The sequence below is a fragment of the Streptomyces sp. WY228 genome, from assembly GCF_019287315.1.
GTDB classification, from domain to species: Bacteria; Actinomycetota; Actinomycetes; order Streptomycetales; family Streptomycetaceae; genus Streptomyces; species Streptomyces caviscabies.
The window spans coordinates 2,075,162-2,099,230 of the sequence record NZ_CP079114.1 but is presented as its reverse complement, the minus strand read 5'-3'; the positions used below and the strand labels follow the sequence as shown (position 1 = coordinate 2,099,230).

17 protein-coding genes are annotated in these 24,069 nt (G+C 71.5%); 8 read left to right on the top strand and 9 right to left on the bottom strand.

Annotated elements, in window-relative coordinates; genetic code table 11:
* Window positions 1–286: 286 nt before the first annotated feature.
* From KV381_RS09005 to KV381_RS08990, 4 genes are all read left to right on the top strand, one after another.
* Complete coding sequence (locus tag KV381_RS09005; protein WP_218785030.1) at window positions 287–2,020, top strand: carbohydrate-binding module family 20 domain-containing protein; 1,734 nt, start codon at window positions 287–289, stop codon at window positions 2,018–2,020.
* A gap of 83 nt (window positions 2,021–2,103) precedes the next feature.
* Window positions 2,104–7,422 (top strand): pullulanase-type alpha-1,6-glucosidase, encoded by a 5,319-nt coding sequence (gene pulA / locus KV381_RS09000; protein WP_218785029.1) that lies wholly within the window; start codon window positions 2,104–2,106, stop codon window positions 7,420–7,422.
* Between the two features lie 155 nt (window positions 7,423–7,577).
* A complete protein-coding gene (locus tag KV381_RS08995) occupies window positions 7,578–9,788 on the top strand; it encodes a regulator (protein WP_086779114.1) in 2,211 nt (736 codons plus the stop codon).
* Window positions 9,789–9,904: 116 nt separating this feature from the next.
* The gene (locus tag KV381_RS08990; RefSeq protein WP_030080821.1) at window positions 9,905–10,609 is read left to right on the top strand and encodes a DUF2470 domain-containing protein; all 705 of its coding nucleotides are present in this window, start codon (window positions 9,905–9,907) and stop codon (window positions 10,607–10,609) included.
* A gap of 13 nt (window positions 10,610–10,622) precedes the next feature.
* On the opposite strand, the gene KV381_RS08985 is transcribed toward KV381_RS08990, so the two are convergent.
* The 3 genes from KV381_RS08985 to KV381_RS08975 are packed head-to-tail and all read right to left on the bottom strand — an operon-like array spanning window position 10,623 to window position 13,369.
* On the bottom strand, window positions 10,623–11,348 hold the full coding sequence (locus tag KV381_RS08985; protein ID WP_030080819.1) for a TetR/AcrR family transcriptional regulator: 726 nt from the start codon (window positions 11,346–11,348) through the stop codon (window positions 10,623–10,625).
* 35 nt (window positions 11,349–11,383) lie between these two features.
* On the bottom strand, window positions 11,384–12,460 hold the full coding sequence (locus tag KV381_RS08980; protein ID WP_218785028.1) for a PDR/VanB family oxidoreductase: 1,077 nt from the start codon (window positions 12,458–12,460) through the stop codon (window positions 11,384–11,386).
* A 3-nt stretch (window positions 12,461–12,463) separates the two neighbouring features.
* On the bottom strand, window positions 12,464–13,369 hold the full coding sequence (locus KV381_RS08975; RefSeq protein ID WP_218785027.1) for a metal-dependent hydrolase: 906 nt from the start codon (window positions 13,367–13,369) through the stop codon (window positions 12,464–12,466).
* A gap of 91 nt (window positions 13,370–13,460) precedes the next feature.
* Here KV381_RS08975 and KV381_RS08970 point away from each other — a divergent pair, with 91 nt between their 5' ends.
* On the top strand, window positions 13,461–14,213 hold the full coding sequence (locus KV381_RS08970) for a class I SAM-dependent methyltransferase (protein ID WP_086779112.1): 753 nt from the start codon (window positions 13,461–13,463) through the stop codon (window positions 14,211–14,213).
* A 27-nt stretch (window positions 14,214–14,240) separates the two neighbouring features.
* On the top strand, window positions 14,241–14,729 hold the full coding sequence (locus tag KV381_RS08965) for a hypothetical protein (RefSeq protein ID WP_218785026.1): 489 nt from the start codon (window positions 14,241–14,243) through the stop codon (window positions 14,727–14,729).
* Window positions 14,730–14,762: 33 nt separating this feature from the next.
* Here the strand turns inward: KV381_RS08965 and KV381_RS08960 are convergent, their stop codons facing one another.
* Window positions 14,763–16,325: a DUF1996 domain-containing protein gene (locus KV381_RS08960; protein WP_218785025.1), complete on the bottom strand. Its 1,563-nt coding sequence runs from the start codon at window positions 16,323–16,325 to the stop codon at window positions 14,763–14,765.
* Window positions 16,326–16,446: 121 nt separating this feature from the next.
* Window positions 16,447–16,989 carry a carboxymuconolactone decarboxylase family protein gene (locus KV381_RS08955; protein WP_218785024.1) on the bottom strand — a complete coding sequence of 181 codons (543 nt, stop codon included), beginning with the start codon at window positions 16,987–16,989 and terminating at the stop codon, window positions 16,447–16,449.
* A 32-nt stretch (window positions 16,990–17,021) separates the two neighbouring features.
* On the opposite strand from KV381_RS08955, the gene KV381_RS08950 reads away from it, so the two are divergent.
* The gene (locus tag KV381_RS08950; RefSeq protein WP_218785023.1) at window positions 17,022–17,516 is read left to right on the top strand and encodes a MarR family winged helix-turn-helix transcriptional regulator; all 495 of its coding nucleotides are present in this window, start codon (window positions 17,022–17,024) and stop codon (window positions 17,514–17,516) included.
* 40 nt (window positions 17,517–17,556) lie between these two features.
* Here KV381_RS08950 and KV381_RS08945 read toward each other — a convergent pair whose 3' ends face one another.
* Both KV381_RS08945 and KV381_RS08940 read right to left on the bottom strand, forming a co-directional pair.
* The gene (locus KV381_RS08945) at window positions 17,557–18,204 is read right to left on the bottom strand and encodes a response regulator transcription factor (protein WP_098026371.1); all 648 of its coding nucleotides are present in this window, start codon (window positions 18,202–18,204) and stop codon (window positions 17,557–17,559) included.
* On the bottom strand, window positions 18,189–19,457 hold the full coding sequence (locus tag KV381_RS08940; protein WP_218785022.1) for a sensor histidine kinase: 1,269 nt from the start codon (window positions 19,455–19,457) through the stop codon (window positions 18,189–18,191). The genes KV381_RS08945 and KV381_RS08940 overlap by 16 nt, the downstream gene beginning before the upstream one ends.
* Window positions 19,458–19,701: 244 nt before the next feature.
* Here KV381_RS08940 and KV381_RS08935 point away from each other — a divergent pair, with 244 nt between their 5' ends.
* Window positions 19,702–21,819 carry an MMPL family transporter gene (locus KV381_RS08935; RefSeq protein WP_218785021.1) on the top strand — a complete coding sequence of 706 codons (2,118 nt, stop codon included), beginning with the start codon at window positions 19,702–19,704 and terminating at the stop codon, window positions 21,817–21,819.
* A 106-nt stretch (window positions 21,820–21,925) separates the two neighbouring features.
* Here KV381_RS08935 and KV381_RS08930 read toward each other — a convergent pair whose 3' ends face one another.
* Window positions 21,926–22,585, bottom strand: a complete 660-nt coding sequence (locus KV381_RS08930; RefSeq protein WP_030080796.1) for a winged helix-turn-helix domain-containing protein — start codon at window positions 22,583–22,585, stop codon at window positions 21,926–21,928.
* 371 nt (window positions 22,586–22,956) lie between these two features.
* Window positions 22,957–23,991 (bottom strand): glutamine synthetase, encoded by a 1,035-nt coding sequence (gene glnII / locus KV381_RS08925; protein ID WP_030080794.1) that lies wholly within the window; start codon window positions 23,989–23,991, stop codon window positions 22,957–22,959.
* Window positions 23,992–24,069 lie beyond the last annotated feature (78 nt).

Genomic DNA, 24,069 nt, shown 5'->3' with positions numbered 1-24,069 from the left:
GGCCGACCGGACCGGAGTCGGATGAAACGTAACAGGCGCGCAATATCTTGCGAAAGACCTTGCAGCGAGAAATCGCGCGGATGTCAGGAAGAAAACGCCGTTGTTTCACGGATGTGAGCGGCTGATGTCCAAAGGGTTGACCGGTGCCTGGCGGGCTCGTACGGTCTGGTCCGCGGCAAGGTTTGCATTCTTGCAGCAAGAACCTTCAGGAGCCTTGAGGGCATGGCGCGTTGCCGGCTGAGGCTGCACCGTCACCCGCGTTTCCCCCACCCGCAGGAGGAAAGACATGGCACGCAGACCCCTGTCTGTCGCGCTCGCCCTCGTGGCCGGCGCCGCCGCCCTCGTCATCCCCACCGGATTCGGCGCCGCGTCACCCGCGCAGGCCGCCGCTCCGGGCGACAAGGACGTCACCGCCGTGATGTTCGAGTGGAAGTTCGCCTCCATCGCCAAAGCCTGCACGGACGCCCTCGGTCCGGCGGGCTACGGCTACGTCCAGGTCTCGCCGCCCCAGGAGCACATCCAGGGCGGCCAGTGGTGGACGTCCTACCAGCCCGTCAGCTACAGGATCGCCGGGCGGCTCGGTGACCGCGCCGCCTTCTCCGCCATGGTCAACACGTGTCACTCGGCGGGCGTCAAGGTCGTCGCGGACGCCGTCATCAACCACATGGCGGCGGGCAACGGCACCGGCACCGGCGGCTCCCCGTACACCAAGTACGACTACCCGGGCATCTACTCCGGCGCCGACATGGACGACTGCCGCGCCCAGATCAGCAACTACAACGACCGCGCCAACGTCCAGAACTGCGAACTGGTCGGCCTGGCCGACCTGGACACCGGCGAGGACTACGTACGCGGCAGGATCGCCGGCTACCTGAACGACCTGCTCTCGCTCGGTGTCGACGGCTTCCGCATCGACGCCGCCAAGCACATGCCCGCCGGCGACCTCGCCAACATCAAGTCCCGGCTGAGCAACCCGAACGTCTACTGGAAGCAGGAGGCGATCCACGGAGCGGGCGAGGCCGTCTCGCCCTCCGAGTACCTCGGCACCGGCGACGTCCAGGAGTTCCGTTACGGGCGGAGCCTCAAGCAGGTCTTCCTCAACGAGAACCTCGCCCACCTGAAGAACTTCGGCGAGGGCTGGGGCTTCATGGAGTCCGGCAAGTCCGGCGTCTTCGTCGACAACCACGACACCGAGCGCGGCGGCGACACCCTCAACTACAAGAACGGTTCCGCCTACACCCTCGCCAACGTCTTCATGCTGGCCTACCCCTACGGCTCCCCGGACGTCCACTCCGGCTACGAGTTCAGCGACCACGACGCCGGACCGCCGGGCGGCGGCCAGGTCAACGCCTGCTACAGCGACGGCTGGAAGTGCCAGCACGCCTGGCGCGAGATCTCCTCCATGGTCGGCTTCCGCAACGCCGCACGCGGCCAGTCCGTCACCAACTGGTGGGACAACGGCGGCGACCAGATCGCCTTCGGCCGGGGTGACAAGGCGTACGTCGCCATCAACCACGAGGGCTCCGCGCTGAACCGGACCTTCCAGACCTCGCTGCCCGCCGGTGACTACTGCGACGTCCAGTCCGGCAACAGCGTCACCGTCAACGGCTCCGGCCAGTTCACCGCCACCGTCCTGGCCGGCACCGCCGTCGCCCTGCACGTGAATGCCCGTACCTGCTCCGGAGGCGGCGGCACGAACCCCGACCCGGGCCCCGGTGACGGCTCCTCCGGCGCCTCCTTCGGCGTCAACGCCACGACCCAGCCCGGCCAGAACATCTACGTCACCGGCGACCAGGCGGCCCTCGGCAACTGGAACCCGGCGAACGCGCCGAAGCTCGACCCGGCCGCGTACCCCGTGTGGAAGCTCGACGTGGCCCTGCCCGCCGGGACCACGTTCGCGTACAAGTACGTCCGCAAGGACGGCAGTGGCAACGTCACCTGGGAGAGCGGGGCGAACCGCACCGCGACCGTCCCGGCCTCCGGGAAGGTCACGCTGACCGCCGACGTCTGGCGCGGCTGACCCGTACCCCCTTCTCCGCGGGCCGGTGGCAGCGCCACCGGCCCGCAGCCCACCCTCCTGACACCAGCCGAGGAGCACCCTCCGTGTCCCGAACCACCTTGAGACGAGGGGCGGTGGCCGCCCTGTGCGCGGCGCTGCTGCCCGTCGTCCCGGCGGCCACCGCCGCCGCGTCGCCCCGGCCGCCGGCCCCGCCCTCCGACGCGAAACTGGCGAAGGAGGCGGCCCGGCACGACCTCACGCGCGAGCAGTTCTACTTCGTGCTGCCCGACCGCTTCGCCAACGGCGACGCCTCCAACGACCGGGGCGGGCTGACCGGTTCACGTCTCGACCACGGCTACGACCCCACCGACAAGGGGTTCTACCAGGGCGGCGACCTCAAGGGCCTGACGTCGAAGCTCGACTACATCAAGGACCTCGGCACCACCGCCATCTGGCTGGCCCCGATCTTCAAGAACCGGCCCGTCCAGGGCACCGGCAAGGACGCATCGGCGGGCTACCACGGCTACTGGATCACGGACTTCACCCAGGTCGACCCGCACTTCGGCACCAACGCCGATCTGGAGAAGCTGATCGACAAGGCCCACGCCAAGGGCATGAAGGTCTTCTTCGACGTCATCACCAACCACACCGCCGACACCGTCGACCACGCGGAGAAGGCCTACGGCTACAAGCCCAAGGGCGCCTTCCCCTACCTCGACAGGACCGGCCGTCCCTTCGACGACCGCGAGGGCGTCGGCAAGGTGGACCAGGACTCCTTCCCGTACACCCCGGTGCAGGCTCCCGGGGCGGAGAAGAAGGTGCCGTCCTGGCTCAACGACCCGACCATGTACCACAACCGGGGCGACTCGACGTGGGCCGGCGAGTCCACCGAGTACGGCGACTTCAACGGGCTCGACGACCTGTGGACGGAGCGTCCCGAGGTCGTGAAGGGCATGGAGAAGATCTACGAGAAGTGGGTCCGCGACTTCGACATCGACGGGTTCCGCATCGACACCGTCAAACACGTCGACCTGGACTTCTGGACCCAGTGGGCCACCGCGCTCGACGCGTACGCCGAGAAGCGCGGCCGGGACGACTTCTTCATGTTCGGCGAGGTCTACTCCGCCGACCCCGAGATCACCGCGCCCTACGTCACCCGGGGCCGCCTGGACTCGACGCTGGACTTCCCGTTCCAGGAGGCCGCCCGGCAGTTCGCCTCCCAAGGCGCGCCCGCCGACAAGCTCGCCTCGGTGTACGGCAACGACTTCCGCTACACCACCGACAAGGCCAACGCCTACGAGCAGGTCACCTTCCTCGGCAACCACGACATGGGCCGCATCGGGACCTTCCTGAAGCAGGACAACCCGAAGGCCGACGACGCGGAGCTGCTGAAGCGCGCCCGGCTCGCCAACGAGCTGATGTTCCTCGGCCGGGGCAACCCGGTGATCTACTCCGGCGACGAGCAGGGCTTCACCGGCGCGGGCGGCGACAAGGACGCCCGCCAGCCCCTCTTCGCCTCGAAGGCCGCCGACTACCTCGACGACGACCAGCTCGGCACCGACCGCACCCACGCCTCGAACGCGTACGACACCGAGCACCCCGTCTACCGCTCCATCGCCGCGCTGTCGAAGCTCACCGAGAAGCACCCGGCGCTGCGCGACGGCACCCAGATCGAGCGGCTCGCGGACGGCTCCGTGTACGCCACCTCGCGCATCGAGACGAAGCGGCCGTACGAATACCTCGTCGCCTCCAACAACGGCACGAGCCCGAGGACGGTCCAGCTCGCCACCGAGTCGGCCGGAATGAACTTCCGTACGGTCTACGGCGGTTCCGGCCAGGTCCGCAGCGGCAAGGACAAGAAGGTCACCGTCACCGTGCCCGCCCTCTCCAGCATCGTGCTGAAGGCGGACCGGGCCGTGGGCGCCCCCGCCGCCAAGCCCACGATCTCGCTGAAGGCCCCGGCCGCCGGCGCTACCGGCACCGTCGAGATCGCCGCCGACGTGGACGGCGGACAGCTCAACCGGGTCGTCTTCGCCGCGCAGACCGGCGACGGCAGGTGGAAGACGCTCGGCAGCGCCGACCACGCCCCGTACAAGGTCACCCAGTATCTGGACGCCTCGGTGCGGGCGGGAACGCCCCTGCGCTACAAGGCGGTCGTCGTCGACCGCACCGGCCGCACCTCCAGTGCCCTCGCCTCCACCACCGCCGGTCAGGCACCGGACCCCGGCAAGCCCGTCGCCGTCGAGCGCGACCGGGCCGTCGTCCACTACCAGCGCCCCGACGGCGACTACGACGGCTGGCAGCTCACGTCCGGCGAGAAGACCGCCGAGTTCATCGGCCGTGACGCGTACGGCGCGTTCGCCTGGATCGACGTGGAGGAGGGCACGGGCTCCCTTCCGTACACCGTCGAGAAGGACGGCAAGGCCGACGGCCCGGAGCGGACCGTCGACCTCGGCGTGACCGGACAGGTCTGGATCGAGCAGGGCAAGGACGAGCAGACGGCCGAGGCGCCCGAGACCCCGCCGCAGGACACCACCAAGGCCGTCCTCAACTACCACCGCCCGGACGGCGATTACGACGGCTGGGGGCTGCACACCTGGGCCGGCGCCAAGGAGCCCACCGACTGGGCGAAGCCGCTCGCGCCCGTGAAGAAGGACGCCTACGGGGTCACGTTCGAGGTGCCGCTCGTCGACGGCGCCACCACGCTCAGCTACATCCTGCACAAGGGCGACGAGAAGGACCTGCCCACCGACCAGTCCCTCGACCTCGCCACCTACGGCCACGAGGTCTGGATGCTCGGCGGCAAGCCCGGCTACCTCCTCCCGCAGACCGGCGGCGGCGCGGCCCCCGACCTCTCCAAGGCCGAGGCGCAGTGGATCGACGCGAACACCGTCGTCTGGAAGGTGAAGGCCACCGAGGCCACCAGCCAGCAGCTCGTGTACGCGAAGAAGGGCGGCATCTCCGTCGTGGACGGGGCGCTCTCCGACGAGGGGCAGTGGCTGCGGCTCACGCAGTCCGCGCTGAGCGACGCGCAGAAGGCGAAGTACCCGCATCTGAAGGACTATCCGGCGTTCACCGTCGACGCCCGCGACCGCGACCGCGTCCGGGAGTCGCTGCGGGGCCAGCTCATCGCCACCCAGCGTGCCGCCAACGGCGCTCTGCTCGCCGCCACCGGCGTACAGACGGCCGGCATCCTGGACGACCTGTACGGCAGGAAGGCCGCCTCCGCCGAACTCGGCCCGGTCTTCCGCAAGTCGACGCCCACCCTCTCCGTCTGGGCCCCGACCGCCGCGACCGTCGCCCTCGAACTCGACGGCCGTACCCACCCGATGAAGCGCGACGACCGCACCGGCGTCTGGTCGGTCACCGGGAAGAAGAGCTGGCAGGGCAAGCCCTACCGGTACGCCGTGACCGTCTGGGCGCCCACCGTCCAGAAACTGGTCACCAACAAGGTCACCGACCCCTACTCCACCGCCCTGACCGCCGACTCCGCCCGCAGCCTCGTCGTCGACCTCACCGACCCGAAGCTGGCGCCGCGCGGCTGGTCGGGCCTGAAGAAGCCCGCCGCCACCCCGCTGCGGGACGCCCAGATCCAGGAGCTGCACGTCCGGGACTTCTCCATCACGGACCGCACGGCCCAGCACCCCGGTGAATACCTCGCCTTCACCGACACCCGTTCCCAGGGCATGCGGCACCTCAAGAAGCTCGCCGACTCCGGCACCAGCTACGTCCACCTGCTGCCCGTCTTCGACATCGGGACCGTCCCGGAGAAGAAGAAGGACCAGGCGGAGCCCGCCTGCGACCTCCACGTCCACGCCCCCGACTCCGAGGAGCAGCAAGCCTGTGTGAGCAGGGCCGCCGCCAAGGACGGCTTCAACTGGGGCTACGACCCGTTCCACTACACCGTCCCCGAGGGTTCCTACGCCTCCGACCCGGACGGCACCCGGCGCACGGTCGAATTCCGGCAGATGGTCCAGGGCCTCAACCAGGCCGGTCTGCGCACGGTCATGGACGTCGTCTACAACCACACCGTCGCCTCCGGGCAGGACGACAAGTCGGTCCTCGACAGGATCGTGCCCGGCTACTACCAGCGGCTCCTGGAGGACGGCAGCGTCGCCACCTCCACCTGCTGCGCCAACACCGCGCCCGAGAACACCATGATGGGCAAGCTCGTCGTGGACTCGATCGTCACCTGGGCCAAGGAGTACAAGGTCGACGGCTTCCGCTTCGACCTGATGGGCCACCACCCCAAGGACAACATCCTCGCCGTCCGCAAGGCGCTCGACTCCCTCACGCCCGCCAAGGACGGCGTCGACGGCAAGAAGATCGTCCTGTACGGCGAGGGCTGGAACTTCGGCGAGATCGCGGACGACGCCCGCTTCGTCCAGGCCACCCAGAAGAACATGGCCGGCACCGGCATCGCCACCTTCTCCGACCGGGCCCGCGACGCCGTGCGCGGCGGCGGCCCCTTCGACGAGGACCCCGGCGTCCAAGGTTTCGCCACCGGCCTCTACACCGACCCCAACTCCTCGCCCGCCAACGGCACCCGCGCCGAGCAGAAGGCCCGGCTGCTGCACTACCAGGACCTGATCAAGGTCGGCCTCACCGGCAACCTCGCCGACTACACCTTCACCGACACCACCGGGCGCACGGTCAAGGGCTCCGACGTCGACTACAACGGGGCGCCCGCCGGATACGCGGCCGCACCCGGCGACGCCCTCGCCTACTCCGACGCCCACGACAACGAGACCCTCTTCGACGCCCTCGCCTTCAAGCTCCCGGCCTCCACCACGGCCGCCGAGCGGGCCAGGGCCCAGGTGGTGGCGATGGCCGCCTCCGTCCTCTCCCAGGGGCCCTCGCTCTCCCAGGCGGGCAGCGACCTGCTGCGCTCCAAGTCGCTGGACCGCAACTCCTACGACAGCGGCGACTGGTTCAACGCCCTGCACTGGGACTGCCGCGACGGCAACGGCTTCGGCCGGGGCCTGCCGCCCGCCGCCGACAACCAGGACAAGTGGCCGTACGCCAAGCCGCTGCTGGCCGCCACCGGCACCATCGCCCCCGACTGCGCCCAGATCGACGGGGCCTCGGCCGCCTACCGCGACCTGCTCACCATCCGCTCCACCGAGAAGGAGTTCTCCCTGAGCACCGCGGACCAGGTGCAGTCCGCCCTGTCCTTCCCGCTCTCCGGCAAGGACGAGACGCCCGGCGTGATCACCATGCGCCTCGGCAAGCACGTCGTCGTCCTCAACGCCGCGCCCGACACCGCCACCCAGCGGCTCGCCGCACCGGCCGGAAAGACGTACGCCCTGCACCCGGTGCAGGCCAAGGGCGCGGATCTTACGGTCAAACGAGCCAGGTACGACGGGAAATCAGCCACTTTCACCGTCCCGGGACGCACGGCGGCCGTCTTCACGCTGCGCTGACCTCGCGCGGCACTACGGTGACGGCAGACGTCGGCAACGGTGCCGCGACAGCCGTCCTGGTCCACCGGGCCGGTCCCGCTCTCCCCGCTGGGGAGGCGGGGCCGGCCCGCGGCCGTCGGCCCTCCGGCGCCCCCTGCCCCAGCGCGCGGACGGTGATGATGACCACGGTGGGATACCTTCCCGAGGAGACGAGCAGCTTCGTCGGGAGGCGGGCCGAACTGGCCCGGCTGCACACCGCGTTGACCACCCGGCGGATGACCACCCTGATCGGCCCCGGCGGCGTCGGCAAGACCCGGCTCGCGCTCCGGGCCGCCCGCGCCGCGGCAGACCGTTACGCGGACGGCGCGTGGTGGGCCGACCTCTCCCCGCTCTACGACGACGGGCTGCTGCTCCCCACCGTCTCCGACGCGGTCGGGCTCGCCGACCACACCCTGCGGATGCCCGTCGAGGCGCTCTGCGAATGGCTCGGCGACAAGCACCTCCTGCTGGTCCTCGACTCCGCCGAACACCTCCGCGCCTCCTGCTCGCACCTGCTGGCCGAGATCCTGACCACCTCCGCGCGGCTGACCGTCCTGGTCACCAGCAGGCAGCCGCTCGGCACCCACGGCGAACACGTCGTCGCGGTGCCCCCGCTCCCGGTCGACGGCGCGCCCGACGCCCTCCAGCTCTTCGCCGACCGGCTGCGCGCCGCCGACCCCGGGGCCGGTCTCGACGCCCCCGGCGACGAGGCGGCCGCCGCCGAGATCTGCCGCCGCCTCGAAGGCATCCCGCTCGCCATCGAACTGGCCGCCGCGGGCATCGGCCGGCACAGCGTGGCCCAGCTCGCCGACCGGATCGGCACCCGCTTCGACGCCCGCAGCGCCCCCTCCGGCACGCTCTTCGGCACGCCGTGGAGCACGCCCGGCCGGAGCGGCGGCCTCGCCCTCGGCCCCGGCTCCGGCACGCCGGGCGCGGGCGGACCGGGCGGGTCCGTCGGGCTCGGCGGGCCCGACGAGGACCCGGGCACGGCCCGCCTCGACCTCCTCGCCGACGCGACCGTGTGGCCCCGCCGCCACCGCACCCTGCGCACCGCCATCGGCTGGTCCCACGAGCTGTGCACCCCGCTGGAGCGTCTGCTGTGGGCCCGTCTCACCCCGTTGCGGACCGACTTCGACGAGGAGGTCGCCCGCGAGGTCTGCGCCGGGGGCCCGCTCACCGCCGACGAGGTGGACCGGGCGCTCCAGGGCCTCGTCGCCCAGTCCGTCGTCCAGCGCGACGGCGACCGCTACCGGATGCTCGACACCCTGCGCGAGTACGGCCGGATGTGGCTCACCGAGCTGGGCGAGGCCCGCGCCGCCGGCGACCGGCACGCGAGCAGCTTCCTCGGCCTCGCCCGCCGCGCCCACGAGGGCTGGACAGGGCCGGACCAGGTGTCCTGGTACCACAAGGTGTCCGACACTCACCTGGACCTGTGCGCCGCGCTGGAGCACCTGCTCGCCCACGACGTCGAAGGGGCCCAGGAGATGGCGGGCCGGGTCGGCTTCTTCTGGGCCTGCTGCGGCCACCTCTCCGAGGCCCGCAGCTACGCCCGGCGCGCCCTGGACGCGGGCCCCGCCGAGGGCCCCCACCGGACCAGGCTGCACTGGGTCATGGGCGTCGCGGCCCTGCTCCAGGGCGACTTCGCGACCGCCGAGAAGTACGGCGCGCTCTGCACGGCCGTCGCCCTGTACGACCGGGACCACGAGGGCATGCTCGGCGCGGCCTATCTCTCCGGCCTCACCCAGCTGATGACCGGGCAGCCCGCGGCGGCCCTGGAGGCGGCCGAGCGCGTCCTGCGGATGACCGGGAGCGTACCGGCGGGCTCGGCCCACCGGCTGCGCTGCCACCTCGTCACCGTCTTCGCGCTCACCGCGCTCGGCCGGCTCACCGAGTCCGAGGCGGCGGCCACCGCCCTGCGCCGGGCCTGCGAACGCGGCGGCGAGTACTGGACCCGCTCCTACGCGGACTACCAGCTCGCCCTGATCGCCCTGCTCCAGGGCCGCCCGGCGGACTCCGCCACGCACGCCCGGTCGATGCTCGCGGGCAAGCACCGGCTCCGCGACAGCTTCGGCATCGCGCTCGGCCTGGACATCCTGGCCGCGGCCATCGCCGCCCAGGGAGCGGGAGCCCAGGCCGCCCGGGTCTACGGCACCGGACACGCGTACTGGCGGATGGTCGGCCACCCCCAGCGCGGCACGCCCGAGCTGGGTCCGGTCCGCGAGACCTGCGAGCTCCAGGCGCGGGCGGCGGTCGGCGACGAGGCGTACCAGCGCGCCTTCGAGCGCGGCCAGTCCGACAACGCGGAGGTCGGTCTCGCCGCCGCGCTGCGTACCGGGCTCCAGCTCTGACCAGGAAGGGAGCGTCTCTCGTGTCCCCGGACTACCCGCATCCGCCGCCTTGCGGGTAAGGTTAGGCATGCCTAAGTAGCCACTTGGGTTCCGCTGACCCTCCCTGGAGACCTCGGATGCGTCTTTCCCGCCCCCGCGCCACGCAGCCGACCCGCGCCGAGCGTGTCCGGTCGATCCTGACCGTCGCCCACTCCATGACGGTGGTCAGCGACGGCCTGCACACCGAAGTCCGCCGCCTCGACGGCACGGGCGCGATGGGCCACATCCACCTGCATGCCCCGAACGACGGCAGCCACGCACCGAGCGGCGAACGCGTCCCGGCCCGCCTGGAGTTCACCGACATCGCCCCCACTCCCGTACGCGACCGGCTGCGCGCCCGCGTCACGGTCACCGGGCTGCTGGCCACCCCGTACGGCACCGACACGCAGGAGAGCACCTGCATGGAGTTCGGGCAGGCCGTCCTGGAGGACGCCGAGGGCCGCACCTTCGTCACCCTGGAGGAGCTGGAGGAGGTCGAGACCGACCCGATCGCCCCCTGCGAGGCGGGCATGCTCACCCATCTGGTGGACGACCACGCCGAACTCGTCCCGCTGCTCCTGCGCCTCGTCCACCCGCGCCCCGAGCGCGGCATGACCCGGGCCGTGCCGCTGGCGATGGACCGCTTCGGGCTGACCCTGCGGCTCGAATACCCCCGCACCCACGAGGACGTCACCCTGCCGTTCCCCCGCCCGGTCACCGAGATCGACCAGGCGGGCCCGCAGATCCACGCCCTGCTGGCCGCCGCCCGCCGCGTCTCCCACCGCAACGGCCTGCCCGCCTGAGCGGATCGCGGCGTCAGCGCGGCAGCCGCTGCGCCGGGACGGCGGGCGTATCCGGGGCGAACGCGGAGAGCCGGGACAGCAGTTCACCGAACGGGCCGTCCGCCGGCTCCTGGGACAGCACCCGCAGCACGATGCCCGCCATCTCCTGGTCGTACGCGGCGCTGACGGCGGCCAGCGCCGCGAAGTCGTGCACCAACTGCATCTCCAGCTCCTCGCGCGGAATGCGCCGCCCGTCCAGCCAGATCAGCGCCGTCGACTCGGCGAGCGAGACCCAGGAGCGGACCACCAGCTCCAGCCGGGCGGGCGGTTCGCTCACCCCGAGGTGCGTGATGATCTGCTCGTACGCGGCCTGCCGCACCCCGTCGATCATGGCGTTCGCCGTCGAGGAGCCGACCGCGGGCCCACCCCGCATCAGCGCCGAGAAGCCGGGCCCGTGCTCGTCCACGAAGTCGAAGAAGCGCCCCATCACCCGCAGCAGCCGCGCCCCCAGAGGCCCCTCCAGGGGCTCCAGGAAGCGGGCCGCCAGCTCGTCGGCGGCCCGCCGCAGCGCCGCCTCGTACAGGCTCTGCTTCCCGGGGAAGTAGTGGTACACCAGCGGACGGGAGATCCCCGCGGCGGCGGCGATCTCGTCGATCGACACATCCTCGGGCGAGCGGCGGCTGAACAAGTCCAGCGCGACGCCGATCAGTTGCTGTCTGCGCTCGTCGACGCCCATCCTGCGCCGCACCCCGGTCGTCATGCGAACAGCCTATCCGGGGCGCGGTCGCGCGGACCCTAGAGGTCCAGGACGAGACGCCCGCCCCGGCAGCGGGAGACGCAGATCAGCATCGAGTCGCCCCGCTCGTCCTCGGTCAGCAGCTCGTCGCGGTGGTCGATCTCGCCCTCCAGCACCCGCTGTTGGCAGGTCCCGCAGAACCCCTGCTCGCAGGAGTACGCGACATGGGGCAGCTCGGCGCGGACGGCGGCCAGCACCGACTGCCCGGCCGCGACCGGCACCGTACGCCCGCTGCGCCGCAGCTCCACCTCGAACGCCCCGGAGCTCGCGCCGGGGCCCGTCGCGGCCGAGAACCGCTCCAGGTGCAGCGGGTGCCCCTCGGGGAGCGCGGCGGCGACGGCCTCCATCAGCGGCTCGGGCCCGCAGCAGTAGACCGCGGTGTCCGGGGCGAGGTCCGCCAGCGCGCCCGCCACGTCCGGGTGCCCGGCCTCGTCCTGGGCGACGACCGTGACCCGGCCCCCGTCCGCGCCGAGCTTCTCGACCTCCTCCAGGAACGGCATCGACGCCCGCGACCGGCCCCCGTACAGCAGCCGCCACTCGGCCCCCGACGCGGCCAGCGAGCGCAGCATCGGCCACACCGGGGTGATGCCGATGCCGCCGACGACGAAGACGTAACCCGGGGCCTCGGTGAGCGGGAAACGGTTGCGCGGCCCGCGCACTTCCACCTCCAGGCCCTCCTGGAGCTGCTCGTGCACCTCCCGCGAGCCGCCCCGGCCGTCCGCCACCAGCCGGGTCGCCACCGTGTACGCACCGGTGTCCGAAGGGTCGCCGCACAGCGAGTACTGCCGCACCAGACCGGACGGCAGCACCAGATCCAGATGGGCCCCCGGCTCCCAGGGCGGCAGTCCGGCGCCTTCCAGCCGGAGCTGCACCACACCGTCGGCGACCACGGTCCGCCCGGTGATCAGCAGCCGGCGGACCGCCGTCGCCCGCCGTGCGGAGTGGCCCGATATCGGCTCGGGCAGCGCGGGCAGCGGCCACAGCGGTGACCGGGCGATCCGGCGTTTCAGGGCCCGGCGGGTGAGCAGGGCGGCACCGGCGACGACGGCGACGGTACGCAGACGGGGCAGCGCCATGGTTCAGGACCCTCCGGTCGTGGCGGCCTCGGCGGCGAGGGCGGCGGGGGAGCGGGTCAGATAGTCCACGGCCTGGGCCGTACTGCCCTCCTGCGAGGGGTGGTAGGACCGGCTGAGATAGCTGGGCACGGACCGCAGGATCGCGCCCGTGCTGGGCAGCGTGCCCTGCTTCCCGCTCGCGTGGAACGCCTTGAAACTGGCCTTGCCGTCCAGCAGCGTGGGGTCGTTCTCCATGAAGAAGCGGGTGCCGCGCTGCCAGAGGAACACCAGCGCGGAGAAGGCCGTCGCCCAGGTGCGCACCCGCCGCCGGTAGCCGCCGTCCACATGCATGAAGACGTCGAAGGCCACCGACCGGTGCTCGACCTCCTCCGCCCCGTGCCAGCGCAGCAGATCCAGCATGGTCGGGTCCGCGCCCCGGCGGTCCAGCGCCTCGGCGTTGAGTATCCAGTCGCCGAGGAACGCGGTGTAGTGCTCGATCGCCGCGATCATCGCCACCCGCTCCATCAGCCACCACTGCGACGCCCGCCCCGGCGGCAGGGTCCGGTCCCCGAGCAGCTTCTCGAAGAACCAGTCGACCTGCGCGGTGTACGGGGTCGGGTCGAGGCCCAACTCCCTTAGATGCGGCAGCACATCGTCATGGGCCTGCGAGTGCACGGCCTCCTGCCCGATGAACCCGATGACGTCCTCGCGGAGTTGGTCGTCATGGATGTACGGGAGTATCTGCCGGTACACGTGGATGAACCAGCGTTCCCCGGCCGGGAGCAGCAGATGGAGCACATTGATGGTGTGCGTGGTGAACGGGTCGCCCGGCACCCAGTGCAGGGGCGTCTTCTCCCAGGCGAAGGAGACCTTGCGGGCCTTGAGGGGCGTCCGCTCCGACGCGACCGCCGCTGGCTGCGTGTTAGACATGGTGTCAATGTACTGACGGGTATGCGGGGGGACCAGAGGCGTGCACGGATTTCCGTGCCGTTCCGCGAGGCCCCGCGCGATCATTGCCCGTATGACGAAACCCGTGCAGGCCCGGTCCTTCGACGCCATCGCCGCCGCCTACGACGCCCACCGCCCCAGCTACCCGCCCGCCCTGTTCGACGCCATCGAGGAGCTGGCCGGGGTGGAGCTCGCCGGAGCCCGGGTCGCCGACGTCGGCGCGGGCACCGGACTCGGCACCGCCCGGCTGTACGAGCGCGGGGCCCGGGTCACCGCGGTGGAGCCGGGCGACGGGATGGCCGAGCAGTTCCGCCGGAGCCTGCCGGACGTGCCCCTGGTCCGGGGCGACGGGAACAACCTGCCGCTGCGGACCGGCTCCATGGACCTCATCACGTACGCCCAGGCCTGGCACTGGACCGACCCCGCCCGCTCGATACCCGAGGCCCGCCGGGTGCTGCGGCCGGGCGGGGCACTCGCCCTGTGGTGGAACGACGGCGACCCGTCGGTGGAGTGGCTGGTCGAGCAGGAGAACCGGATGCGGGTCTTCTTCGGGGTGGAGATCCCCGCCGCCCCGAACCACCGGGCCCGCTTCCGCGCCGTGCTGCCCGACGGGCTGGACTTCCGCACCCGGCAGGTGGCCTGGAGCCGTCGCGTACCGGTCGACGCCCACATCGCCAACATGGCCACCCACTCCGATTTCCTGATCGGCGACCCGGTCGAGGTCCGCGACTTCTTCGACCGCGAACGGGCCCTGCTGGCCGCTCTGTTCCCGGACGGCGAGGTCGAGGAGGCCTATCTCGTGAGTCTTGCCGTAGCCCATCCCTGAGCCCGGAATCGGGTGCAGGATGGCCCGATGGCGACAGAACCGGAATGGCGAGGCGGGCGGCGCGGCGGGGCGACTGCGGTGGTCCTGGTGGGATTTCTGCTGCTGGCCGGGTGCAGTACGGAACCGGCCGACGACGGCAGGGGACAGCAGCGGCCCACGCCGAAGCCGGCCGCGACGGGCACGCTGGAGCAGCTGGCCGAGAAGGCCGGCTGCGACCCGAACGTGCAGACCGACGCGGCCGAGCTCAGGCAGGCCAACTGCAGGACGGACGAAGGACGTTACGTTCTCACCACCTTCGCCACCGACCGCGGGCAGCGGGAGTGGATCAACGAGGCCAAGGACTACGGCGGTTCGTACCTCGTCGGCCGGCGGTGGGTGGCCGTCGGCGATCCGGAGGTGGTCGCGGCGCTGCGCGGCCGGCTCGGGGGGACGGTGGAGACCGCCTCGCCTCACCACTCGGGGGACAGTGGCGGAGGGGGGAGCGAGGACGGGCACTCCGGTCACCACCCGGGCTGACCGCGCAGGTTCACGGGGGCCGCACGCGCCGCGTCAGCGGCAGCGGCGGCCGTCGTTGATGCAGCGCACCATCTTCTTCATCAGCCGCTCGTCGAAGACGTTGATGAAGTCACCGTGATCGGTGATGGGCTTGTGCAACTGCTCGGGGAAGGAGTCCACGGCGAAGCCCGGCCCGGGCGGCACGTCGTAGACGATGCGCTGCACCAGCTGCGGCACCGCCCGGAACCCGTTCGGGCACCGCCCGTTCTCCTGGGCGAACGCCACATGGGTGCGGTGGTTGGCGCTGTCGGTGTTCTGCCCGTCCCAGCAGTTCTGGAAGGCGAACGTCCGCACCACCTGACTGCCCTCGGGGCAGATCGGGTACTTGTCCGTCAGCTGGCGGTCCTCGAATCCGGTGCAGCTCCACGAGGCGTTGGCTTGGGCGTCGCCGTTGGTGAACGCCTTCGCGTCCCCGGTGATGATCCGCAGGAAGCGCGGCATCGCGGTGACCCTGCCGACGGGCGATCCGACGAACTTCAGCGTCACCTCGGACGGCGTCCGGATCTCGCCGACGTTCTGGTCCCGGCCGCCGCCGTCGGCGTCCACGTCGTTCTCGTCCTGCCCGTTCTGCAGCCGCAGGACGGGCCAGTAGTAGGTCGACCGGTCGCCCTGGTTGCGGCAGGTGGTCGCGCCGTCCGCCAGATCGTCGTCGCTCGCGAAGGCGTCGTTGGCCTGGTTGCCGATGTAATCGTGCATATGGTGCGCGCCGTTGCTCACGCCGGGCGCCACGATGACGTTGTCCGGGTTGAACTTCCCGTTCTCATTACGGCCGCAGTCGGTGGTGAAAGTGCCCCGGGACGCGCCGCGGCGCTGGCGGGGCCGGTCGACATTGGGCTGGACGGACTGGATGTCGACGAAATCGGCGGCCACGGGCCCGTTGCCGCCCTGGCCCTGGTCCTGCCCCGGGTCTCCGCCCTGGCCCGGATCCTGGCCGCCCGGGTCCTGGCCACCGTCCTGCCCCTGGCCGCCGTCCTGACCCTGACCTTCGTTCTGGCCCTGATTCCGGCCTTGGTCCTGACCCTGGCCGTCATCCTGGCCGCTGTCACCGCCACCGTTGTCTCCGCCGTTGCCGGGGCGGTTGTCGTCGGCGCGCAGGCTGCATCCGGCAAGGCTCTCCAGCCCCGCCGGTCGCTCGCCCACCCGTCCGATCGCGATGCCGATGCGGTCGAGGCTCGCGGTCCGCTTGCTGCGCAAGGGGCCCAGCACGGAGTTCTCGGCCAGCCCGGGGTCCCGGGCTATCTGCTCCTTCCGGTCCGCGAACTGCCGGTAGGCGTCGGTGATCTGGGTATCCATCGCCGCGAGTTCGCGGTCGACCTCCCCGCGGGCCTCGTCCGGCACCTCGGGCAGCCCGTTCACGGCTTCGGGGCAGTCGATGGTGGACATCTGCCGGCCGGCGGCGTTCTGCGTCCGGGTGGGCGGAGAACCGGACGGTCCTTCTCCCGCGGAGGCGTAGACATTGACTGCGACCAGACCGCCTCCCCCCAGGATCAGGGCTGCGGAGGCGGCAATGGCCCGGTTGGCCAGTGTGGAACGTTTCTTGCGCGATGTGCGTCGCATGGGACTCCTCTGCTTCGAGGGAGAAGCGTGACGTCCCATACGCGCGGGCCCCGCGACCCGTTCAGCCCGCCGGCCGATTCGTGCGAAGCTCCAGCCGGAAAGCGGTCCGAACCACCGGCTCTCAGGCGAAGACGGCCAATGGGGCGTCCACCGGGGCCGCCGTGAGCCGGTTGGCCAGGGTCGACAGGGTGTACGCGCCGATGCCCAGGACCACTTCGAGGGCATTCTGCTCGGTGTAGCCGTACGCGAGGAAGTCCCGCAGGACCGCGTCCTCCACCGCCCCCGCCGAGGCGATCACCTCCAGGGTGAACCGCCGTACGACGTCGAGCCGTTCGTCCGGCAACGGGCCGCCGTCGCGGTCGCGCAGGGCGGCGATCAGCGCCGGGCCGGCGTCCAGGGCGGTCAGCTTCGCGGTGTGCATCGCGACGCAGAGGTGACAGTCGTTGCGGGTGGCGATCGTCATGATCAGGACCTCGCGGGAGAGCGGGTCCAGGGTGCAGGACTCGAAGATCGCGCTGATCCTCAGGAAGCCGTCCAGGGCGTGCGGCGATGCGGCGAGCCGGGCGATGGCGGCGGGCCGGTAGCCCAGCCGCTCCGTCACCGCCTCCATGGCGCGGCGCGATGCGGGCGGGGCGGTCTCGGGGGTGAGATCGGGAAAGGGCATGGCGGGCCTTTCACGGAGATAGGGTCGACAACATGGTTGACGAAAAAAAGGTAAACCAGGTTGTCGAGTCTCGCAACGGCTTCGAGCTGCCGCTGCTCCTCCTCGCCGGCTTCCGCTCGATCATCGACGCCCTGCACCAGGACCTCGCCGAGCACGGACACCCCGGAACCCGCCCCGCGTACGGCTTCGCCCTCCAGGCCGTGGGCTCCGACGGCGCGGCCATCAGCGAGATCGGGCGGCGGCTCGGGGTCTCCAAGCAGGCCGCCGGGAAGACCGTCGAGAAGCTCGCGTCGCTCGGTTACGTGGAGCGCGCCCCGGACCCCGCCGACGGCCGGCGCACCCTGATCCGCCTCACCCCGCACGGCGTCGACCTGCTCACCCGGTCCGCTGAGGGCTTCGACCGGCTGCGGGCCCAATGGGCCCGGACGCTCGGCGAGGAGCGGCTGGCCGCCCTGGAGCGGGATCTGCGCACGATGGCCCCGGGCGGCGCGTTCCGGCTGGACGCGGCGGGCTGGTTCACGGACTGAGGGCGGGCCGGAGCGCGCGGAAGGGTCCGGAGGGGCTGGATCAGCCGTGGTCCAGATAGGCCAGCACCGCCAGCACCCGGCGGTTGTCGTCGTCCGACGGAGGCAGGTCGAGCTTCCCGAAGATGTTCGAGGTGTGCTTGGCCACCGCCCGCTCCGTGATCACCAGCTGGGCGGCGATGGCCGCGTTCGACCGGCCCTGGGCCACCAGCTCCATCACCTCCCGCTCGCGCGGGGTGAGGCCGCCCATCGGCCTGTCCTGCGAACGGCGCGACAGCAGCTGGGAGATGACCTGCGGGTCCATCGCCGTACCGCCCGCCGCCACCCGCCGTACCGCGTCGACGAACTGGTCCGCGTCGAAGACCCGGTCCTTCAGCAGATAGCCGATGCCGCCGTTGCCGTCCGCCAGCAACTCCCGTGCGTACAGCTGCTCCACGTGCTGCGAGAGCACCAGCACCGGAAGCCCCGGCCGGGCCCGGCGGGCGGCCAGCGCGCACTGCAGGCCCTCGTCCGTGTGGGACGGCGGGAGCCGGACGTCGACGACGGCGACGTCCGGCTCCAACTCGGCCAGTGCCTTGGTCAGTTCGGGCCCGGTCTCCACAGCCGCGGCGATCTCGAAGTCGTACGCCTCCAGCATGCGCACCAGGCCGTCGCGCAACAGGAAGAGATCTTCGGCTAGGACAACTCGCAAGGAATCTCCATGGTCACCATGGTGGGACCGCCCGCGGGACTGCTGACGGCCAGTACGCCGTCGAATGTACCCAGTCGCCGTTCGATTCCGCTCAGCCCCGAGCCCGATCCGACCACCGCACCGCCCCTGCCGTCGTCCGTCACGGAGATCCGGAGCATGCCCTCCGCGTGGTGCAGGTCCACGTAAATCCGTGTGGCCGCCGCGTGCTTCACCGTGTTCGTCAGGGCCTCGCTGACCGCGAAGTACGCCGCCGACTCCACCGGGGCCTCCGCCCGCCCCGGCAGCTCCACCGTCACCTCCGAGGCGACCGGCAGCCGCAGGGCCAGCGCCTTCACCGCGTCGCCGAGACCCCGCTCCGCGAGCACCGGCGGATGGATGCCCCGGACCAGATCGCGCAGTTCGGTCAGCGCCTCCGCCGACGACTCGCGGGCCATCGCCAGCATCTTCTTCGCCTGTGCCGGGTCCTTCTCGATCAGCGCCTCGATCGTGCCCAGGTTCATGCCCATCGCGACCAGCCGGGCCTGCGCACCGTCGTGCAGATCCCGCTCGATGCGGCGCAGTTCGGAGGCGGCCGTGTCCACGGCCTCGTGCCGGGTCTCCGTCAGCCGCTGAACCCGCTGCTCCAGCTCCTGGTCCTGGGTGGGCGCCAGCAGCGTACGGGCGAGCACGAAGTGCAGCCGCAACAGCGGCCGGCTCGCCCACATCCCGACGTGGAAGAGCGCGATCCCCAGGGCCAGCGCGGCGAGCCCGGTCAGCTGGCTGTCCACCGGCACGAACCCGTACCAGTACGGGTCGTCGCGGAACACGTGCCACAGGCCGGCCGCGAGCACGAGCCCCTCGACGGGGTAGATCATCAGGCCTGCCGCCAGGAACGCCACCACCGTGCCGGCCGTCATGTCGACCAGCAGCCACTGCAGGTCCCGCCAGGTCGCCGGGTCCTTCAGCATCAGCGAGGTGCGCTCCACCTGCCCGGTGACGCCCGTCCGCAGATCCTTCGGGAAGGGCCGGTACGGCACCGGAATCCGGACGTCCGACCAGGTCACCGCCCACAGCCGCCGCTGGTTGGCGTGTTTGCGGACCGCCTCCAGCACCACCGGGGTGGTGAACACCCCGATGCCCAGCAGGATGAAGGAGATCGAGAGGACCGCGAGGACGAACAGGGTGATGGAACCCGCCAGACCGGCGACCGCCAGGAACAGCCCCCGCCCCGCCGCCACCATCGACGGCCGCAGCCGCCCCGAGAACACCTTCATCGTGGTCCCTCTCCCCTCACCGGATCCGGGCTGTTCCCGGTCCGCAGCCAGTCTCACCCGGGCCGGGCCCGTCGCGTCAGCCGGTCCGCCACCCGGCGGGGGGTGTACCTGGCACCACCCCTTTATCCGCCCCCTACACCTCCGTGACCGGGGGCTTCGACGGCTGGGGCGGCCCGCGCCGGATTCCTAGATTCGAAGCGTCCCGATCCACCGATCCGACGCCTACCTCTGGGGGAGAGACCACATGAGGCGCAACCTCGCCGCACGCATCGGCGTGTGGAGCACCCACCACCGCAAGACGGCCGTTCTCGGCTGGCTGCTCTTCGTCGTGCTCGCCACAGGCATCGGCGGAGCCACCGGCATGGTCGAGATGACCAACGCGGAGAACGGCGCGGGCGAATCCGCCCGCGCCGAGCAGATCCTCCTCGACGCCGGACTCGACAAGCCCGCGGGCGAACTCGTCATGGTCTCCGCCCCCGCCGCGGGGGAGTGGAAGCCGGCCGCCGACGCCCTCGCCGACGCCGTGCGCACGACCGGCGAGACGCGGAACATCGCCCCGCCCGTCGCCTCGAAGGACGGCAAGGACGCCCTGATCACCTTCGAGATGAAGGGCGAGGCCGCCACCTCCTCCGACCGGATCCAGCCCGTCCTGGACGCGGTCGCCGCCGTCGGCGAGGACCACGCGGACATCGAGATCCACCAGTTCGGCGAGGCCAGCGCGGGCAAGTGGCTGGGCGACCTGCTGGCCGAGGACTTCAAGAAGGCCGAGTTCACCGCCGTACCGCTGGCCCTCGGCATCCTCCTCGTCGCCTTCGGCGCGGTCGTCGCCGCCCTGCTCCCGGTCGGCCTCGCCCTCACCGCGTGCATGGCCGCCTTCGGCCTCCTCTCGATCGCCAGCCACCAGTTGCACCTGTTCCAGACCACGTACTCGGTGATGTTCCTGATGGGCTTCGCCGTCGGCGTCGACTACTGCCTCTTCTACCTGCGCCGCGAACGCGACGAACGCGCCGCCGGGCGCGACGCCGAGACCGCCCTGCGCATCGCGGCGGCCACCAGCGGCCGGGCCGTCCTCGTCTCCGGACTCACCGTGATGGTCGCGATGGGCGGCATGTTCCTCTCCGGGCTCCTGCTGTTCAAGGGCTTCGCGCTCGCCACGATCATCGTCGTGTTCATCGCCATGCTCGGCTCGGTCACCGTCCTGCCCGCCCTGCTCTCCTGGCTCGGCGACCGCATCGACGCGGGCCGTATCCCGCTGCTGAACCGCCGGGCCAAGCACGGCCAGGCCGGCAGCGGCCGCATCGTCGGCCGGGTGCTGGGCCCCGTACTCGCCCGCCCCCGCGCCTTCGCCGTCGCCGCCGTCGTCCTGCTGCTCGCCCTCGCCGCGCCCGCCCTCGGCATGAAGACCGAATCCCTCGGCCTGGAGAAGCAGTTCGGCTCCGACTCGCAGCTCTCCATCGCCCACACCCGCATCACCGACAGCTTCCCCGGCGGCCCCGCACCCGCCCTCGTCGTGGTCACCGCACCCGACATCACCGCCCCGAAGGTCGCCCGGGCCCTCGACGGCTTCGAGGACGTCACCGTCCACCGGGGCAAGAACGTCGCCGAGATCGAGATCCCCCTCCCCGGCGGCACCACCGACCTCACCGAACTCCGCGAGAGGACCCTGCCCGCCGCCTTCGACGGCACCGGCGCGAAGACCCAGGTGACCGGCGAGATCGCGGGCTCCGTCGACTTCAACGACCAGTTGCGGCGCGGCATCGTCCCGGTCTTCGCCTTCATCACGGCGGTCACCTTCCTGCTGATGCTCTTCTGCTTCCGCAGCTACGTCATCGCCGTGACGTCCATCGTCCTCAACCTGCTCTCGGTGGCCGCCTCCTACGGCGTGATGACCGCCGTCTTCCAGCACGGCTGGGGCGCCTCGCTCATCGGTTCGGAGGGGGTCGGCGCGATCGAGGCGTGGATGCCGCTGTTCGTCCTCGTCGTCCTGTTCGGCCTGTCCATGGACTACCACGTCTTCGTCGTCTCCCGGATCCGCGAGGCGCGCGGCGGCGGCCTGGACAACCGGGCCGCGATCGAGACCGGCATCCGCCGCACGGCCGGGGCGGTCACCGGGGCGGCGGCCATCATGGTCGCGGTGTTCGCGGTGTTCGGAACCCTGTCCATGCAGGACATGCAGCAGATGGGCGTCGGCCTGGCCGTCGCGGTGCTGCTGGACGCCACCGTCGTACGGATGGTGCTGCTGCCCTCGGTGATGCTGCTCCTGGGCGAGCGCAACTGGCGTACCCCGCGCGGCCTTTCGCGGCTGCCGAGCCTGGAGCACGACGAGCCGGCCGAGCCCGTGCGCGACACCGTACGGGTCTGAGAGCACGCCGGTACGTGAACCGCCGGCACCACGGGAACACGGCGGCGGCCCCGGACCACGGTGAGGAGGAACCGTGGTCCGGGGCCGCCGTTGGTGCGGGTGCCGGTCAGGGCGTGTACTTGTACCCGACCCGGCGGACCGTCTGGATCGAACGGCGGTACTCCGCACCGAGCTTGCGGCGCAGCCGGGCGACATGGACGTCGACGGTGCGCCCGTCGCCCACATGCCCGTAGCCCCAGACCGTCGTCACCAGCTGGTCACGGGTGTGCACCCGGTGCGGGTGCGCCACCAGATGGGCCAGCAGCTCGAACTCCAGGTACGTGAGGTCGAGGGCGACGCCGTCGACCGAGGCCGTACGCCGGGTGGCGTCGATCCGGACCGGACCGGCGGGCGCCCTGTCGTCGGCGGCCGGGTCGGGCGCCGGCTGCTGGGGGAACGGCGAGCCGCCCGCCCGGTGCTGGGAGGCGGCGACCGCCCCCGCGAGCGCGGGCTGCTGATCGGCCGGCACGAGCACCAGGTAACCGATCATCGGCGGCTGACCCGGCAGCGCGGGCAGGGTGTGCGGCGGGGCCGGCAGCCAGGTGGCCCCGGGCGGGAGGAAGCCCGCCACATCGGCCGGGGCCGCGACCTCGTCGCGGTCGACCGCGCGCAGCCGGTGCCGGTTCGGGTGGGCGGGGAGGGAGCGGGCGGTGGGGTGGGCCGCAGCGGGCGCCGGGGACGCCGCGGTGGCGGCGGACGCGGCGGAGAAAGTACGAGTGTTCGCCATGAGGGTCAGCTCTTTCGCGCGAGGAGTCGTCTGGGACGGACTTGCGTCGTGCGCGCGGACCGAAGGCCGGGGTGAGCGGCTTTAGTGGGCCTGCGCGTTCCACGCGCGGCAACACACCCGGTCGAAATCATGGTGCTGACGGGAAGGCCAGAACGGTTCGAGGTCGCTGCGACCCGACGCGATGTGCTGGTAGCTGGCCATGTGCTCCATTGAAGCAGACATTGCGGCCGTGCATCAGACTCCTCTCACCCGTCGATACGGACCCTTGGCGTTACGTTCCTCACGCCGGGCCGCCGCGACGCACGAAGAGGGGCCCACCGGCGAACCGGCGGGCCCCTCTTCGTGCGTCCGGTACGTGACCGGCGGCGGGATCAGACCTGGTCGGCCTTCTCCAGCGCGGTGCAGCAGGTGTCGACGATCAGCCGCGTGACGACGTACGGGTCGACGTTGGCGTTGGGACGGCGGTCCTCGATGTACCCCTTCTGGTCCTGCTCGACCTGCCAGGGGATACGGACCGAGGCGCCGCGGTTGGAGACGCCGTAGCTGTACTCGTTCCACGGGGCGGTCTCGTGCAGACCCGTGAGCCGGTCGTCGATGCCCGCGCCGTAGTTCTTCACGTGGTCCAGCGGCTTGGAACCCTCGCCCAGCGACTCGCACGCGGTGATGATCGCGTCGTAGCCCTCGCGCATCGCCTTGGTGGAGAAGTTGGTGTGCGCGCCCGCGCCGTTCCAGTCGCCCTTGACCGGCTTCGGGTCCAGGGTGGCGGAGACATCGAAGTCCTCGGCGGTGCGGTAGAGCAGCCAACGGGCCACCCACAGCTGGTCGGAGACGTCCAGCGGGGACAGCGGGCCGACCTGGAACTCCCACTGGCCGGGCATGACCTCGGCGTTGATGCCGGAGATCCCGAGCCCCGCCGCCAGGCAGTTGTCGAGGTGCTTCTCCACGATCTCGCGGCCGAAGATCTCGTCCGCGCCGACCCCGCAGTAGTAGCCGCCCTGCGCGGCCGGGAAACCGCCCTCGGGGAAGCCGAGCGGCCGGTGGCCGTCGAAGAAGGTGTACTCCTGCTCGATGCCGAAGATCGGGGCCTGGCCCGCGAACTGCTCGGCGACCGGACGCAGCGCGGCACGGGTGTTGGACTCGTGCGGCGTCATGTCGATGTTGAAGACCTCGCACAGCACGAGGACGTCGTCGCCGCCGCGGATCGGGTCCGGACAGGTGAAGACGGGCTTCAGCACCCGGTCGGACGCGTGGCCCTCGGCCTGGTTGGTGCTGGAGCCGTCGAAACCCCAGATGGGCAGATCCGCCACGTCACCCGACGGCGCACCGTCCATGATCTTCGTCTTGGAGCGAAGCTTGGCGGTCGGCTCGGTGCCGTCTATCCAGATGTACTCAGCCTTGAACGTCACGGACGCCATCCTTTGCGGGTGCAGCGGTCTATGCAGCGCAGCTTGGCAAGACGCGATTTCCCGTCCGTTGCCCGGATG

Coding starts and splice junctions, on each gene's coding strand:
- KV381_RS08980 (WP_218785028.1), bottom strand. CDS start 12,460: ATGGCGCTGCCCCGTCTGCGTACCGTCGCCGTCGTCGCCGGTGCCGCC.
- KV381_RS08955 (WP_218785024.1), bottom strand. CDS start 16,989: ATGCCCTTTCCCGATCTCACCCCCGAGACCGCCCCGCCCGCATCGCGC.
- KV381_RS08990 (WP_030080821.1), top strand. CDS start 9,905: ATGCGTCTTTCCCGCCCCCGCGCCACGCAGCCGACCCGCGCCGAGCGT.
- KV381_RS08970 (WP_086779112.1), top strand. CDS start 13,461: ATGACGAAACCCGTGCAGGCCCGGTCCTTCGACGCCATCGCCGCCGCC.
- KV381_RS09005 (WP_218785030.1), top strand. CDS start 287: ATGGCACGCAGACCCCTGTCTGTCGCGCTCGCCCTCGTGGCCGGCGCC.
- KV381_RS08960 (WP_218785025.1), bottom strand. CDS start 16,325: ATGCGACGCACATCGCGCAAGAAACGTTCCACACTGGCCAACCGGGCC.
- KV381_RS08975 (WP_218785027.1), bottom strand. CDS start 13,369: ATGTCTAACACGCAGCCAGCGGCGGTCGCGTCGGAGCGGACGCCCCTC.
- KV381_RS08995 (WP_086779114.1), top strand. CDS start 7,578: ATGATGACCACGGTGGGATACCTTCCCGAGGAGACGAGCAGCTTCGTC.
- KV381_RS08935 (WP_218785021.1), top strand. CDS start 19,702: ATGAGGCGCAACCTCGCCGCACGCATCGGCGTGTGGAGCACCCACCAC.
- KV381_RS08985 (WP_030080819.1), bottom strand. CDS start 11,348: ATGACGACCGGGGTGCGGCGCAGGATGGGCGTCGACGAGCGCAGACAG.
- KV381_RS08930 (WP_030080796.1), bottom strand. CDS start 22,585: ATGGCGAACACTCGTACTTTCTCCGCCGCGTCCGCCGCCACCGCGGCG.
- KV381_RS08965 (WP_218785026.1), top strand. CDS start 14,241: ATGGCGACAGAACCGGAATGGCGAGGCGGGCGGCGCGGCGGGGCGACT.
- KV381_RS08940 (WP_218785022.1), bottom strand. CDS start 19,457: ATGAAGGTGTTCTCGGGGCGGCTGCGGCCGTCGATGGTGGCGGCGGGG.
- KV381_RS08950 (WP_218785023.1), top strand. CDS start 17,022: ATGGTTGACGAAAAAAAGGTAAACCAGGTTGTCGAGTCTCGCAACGGC.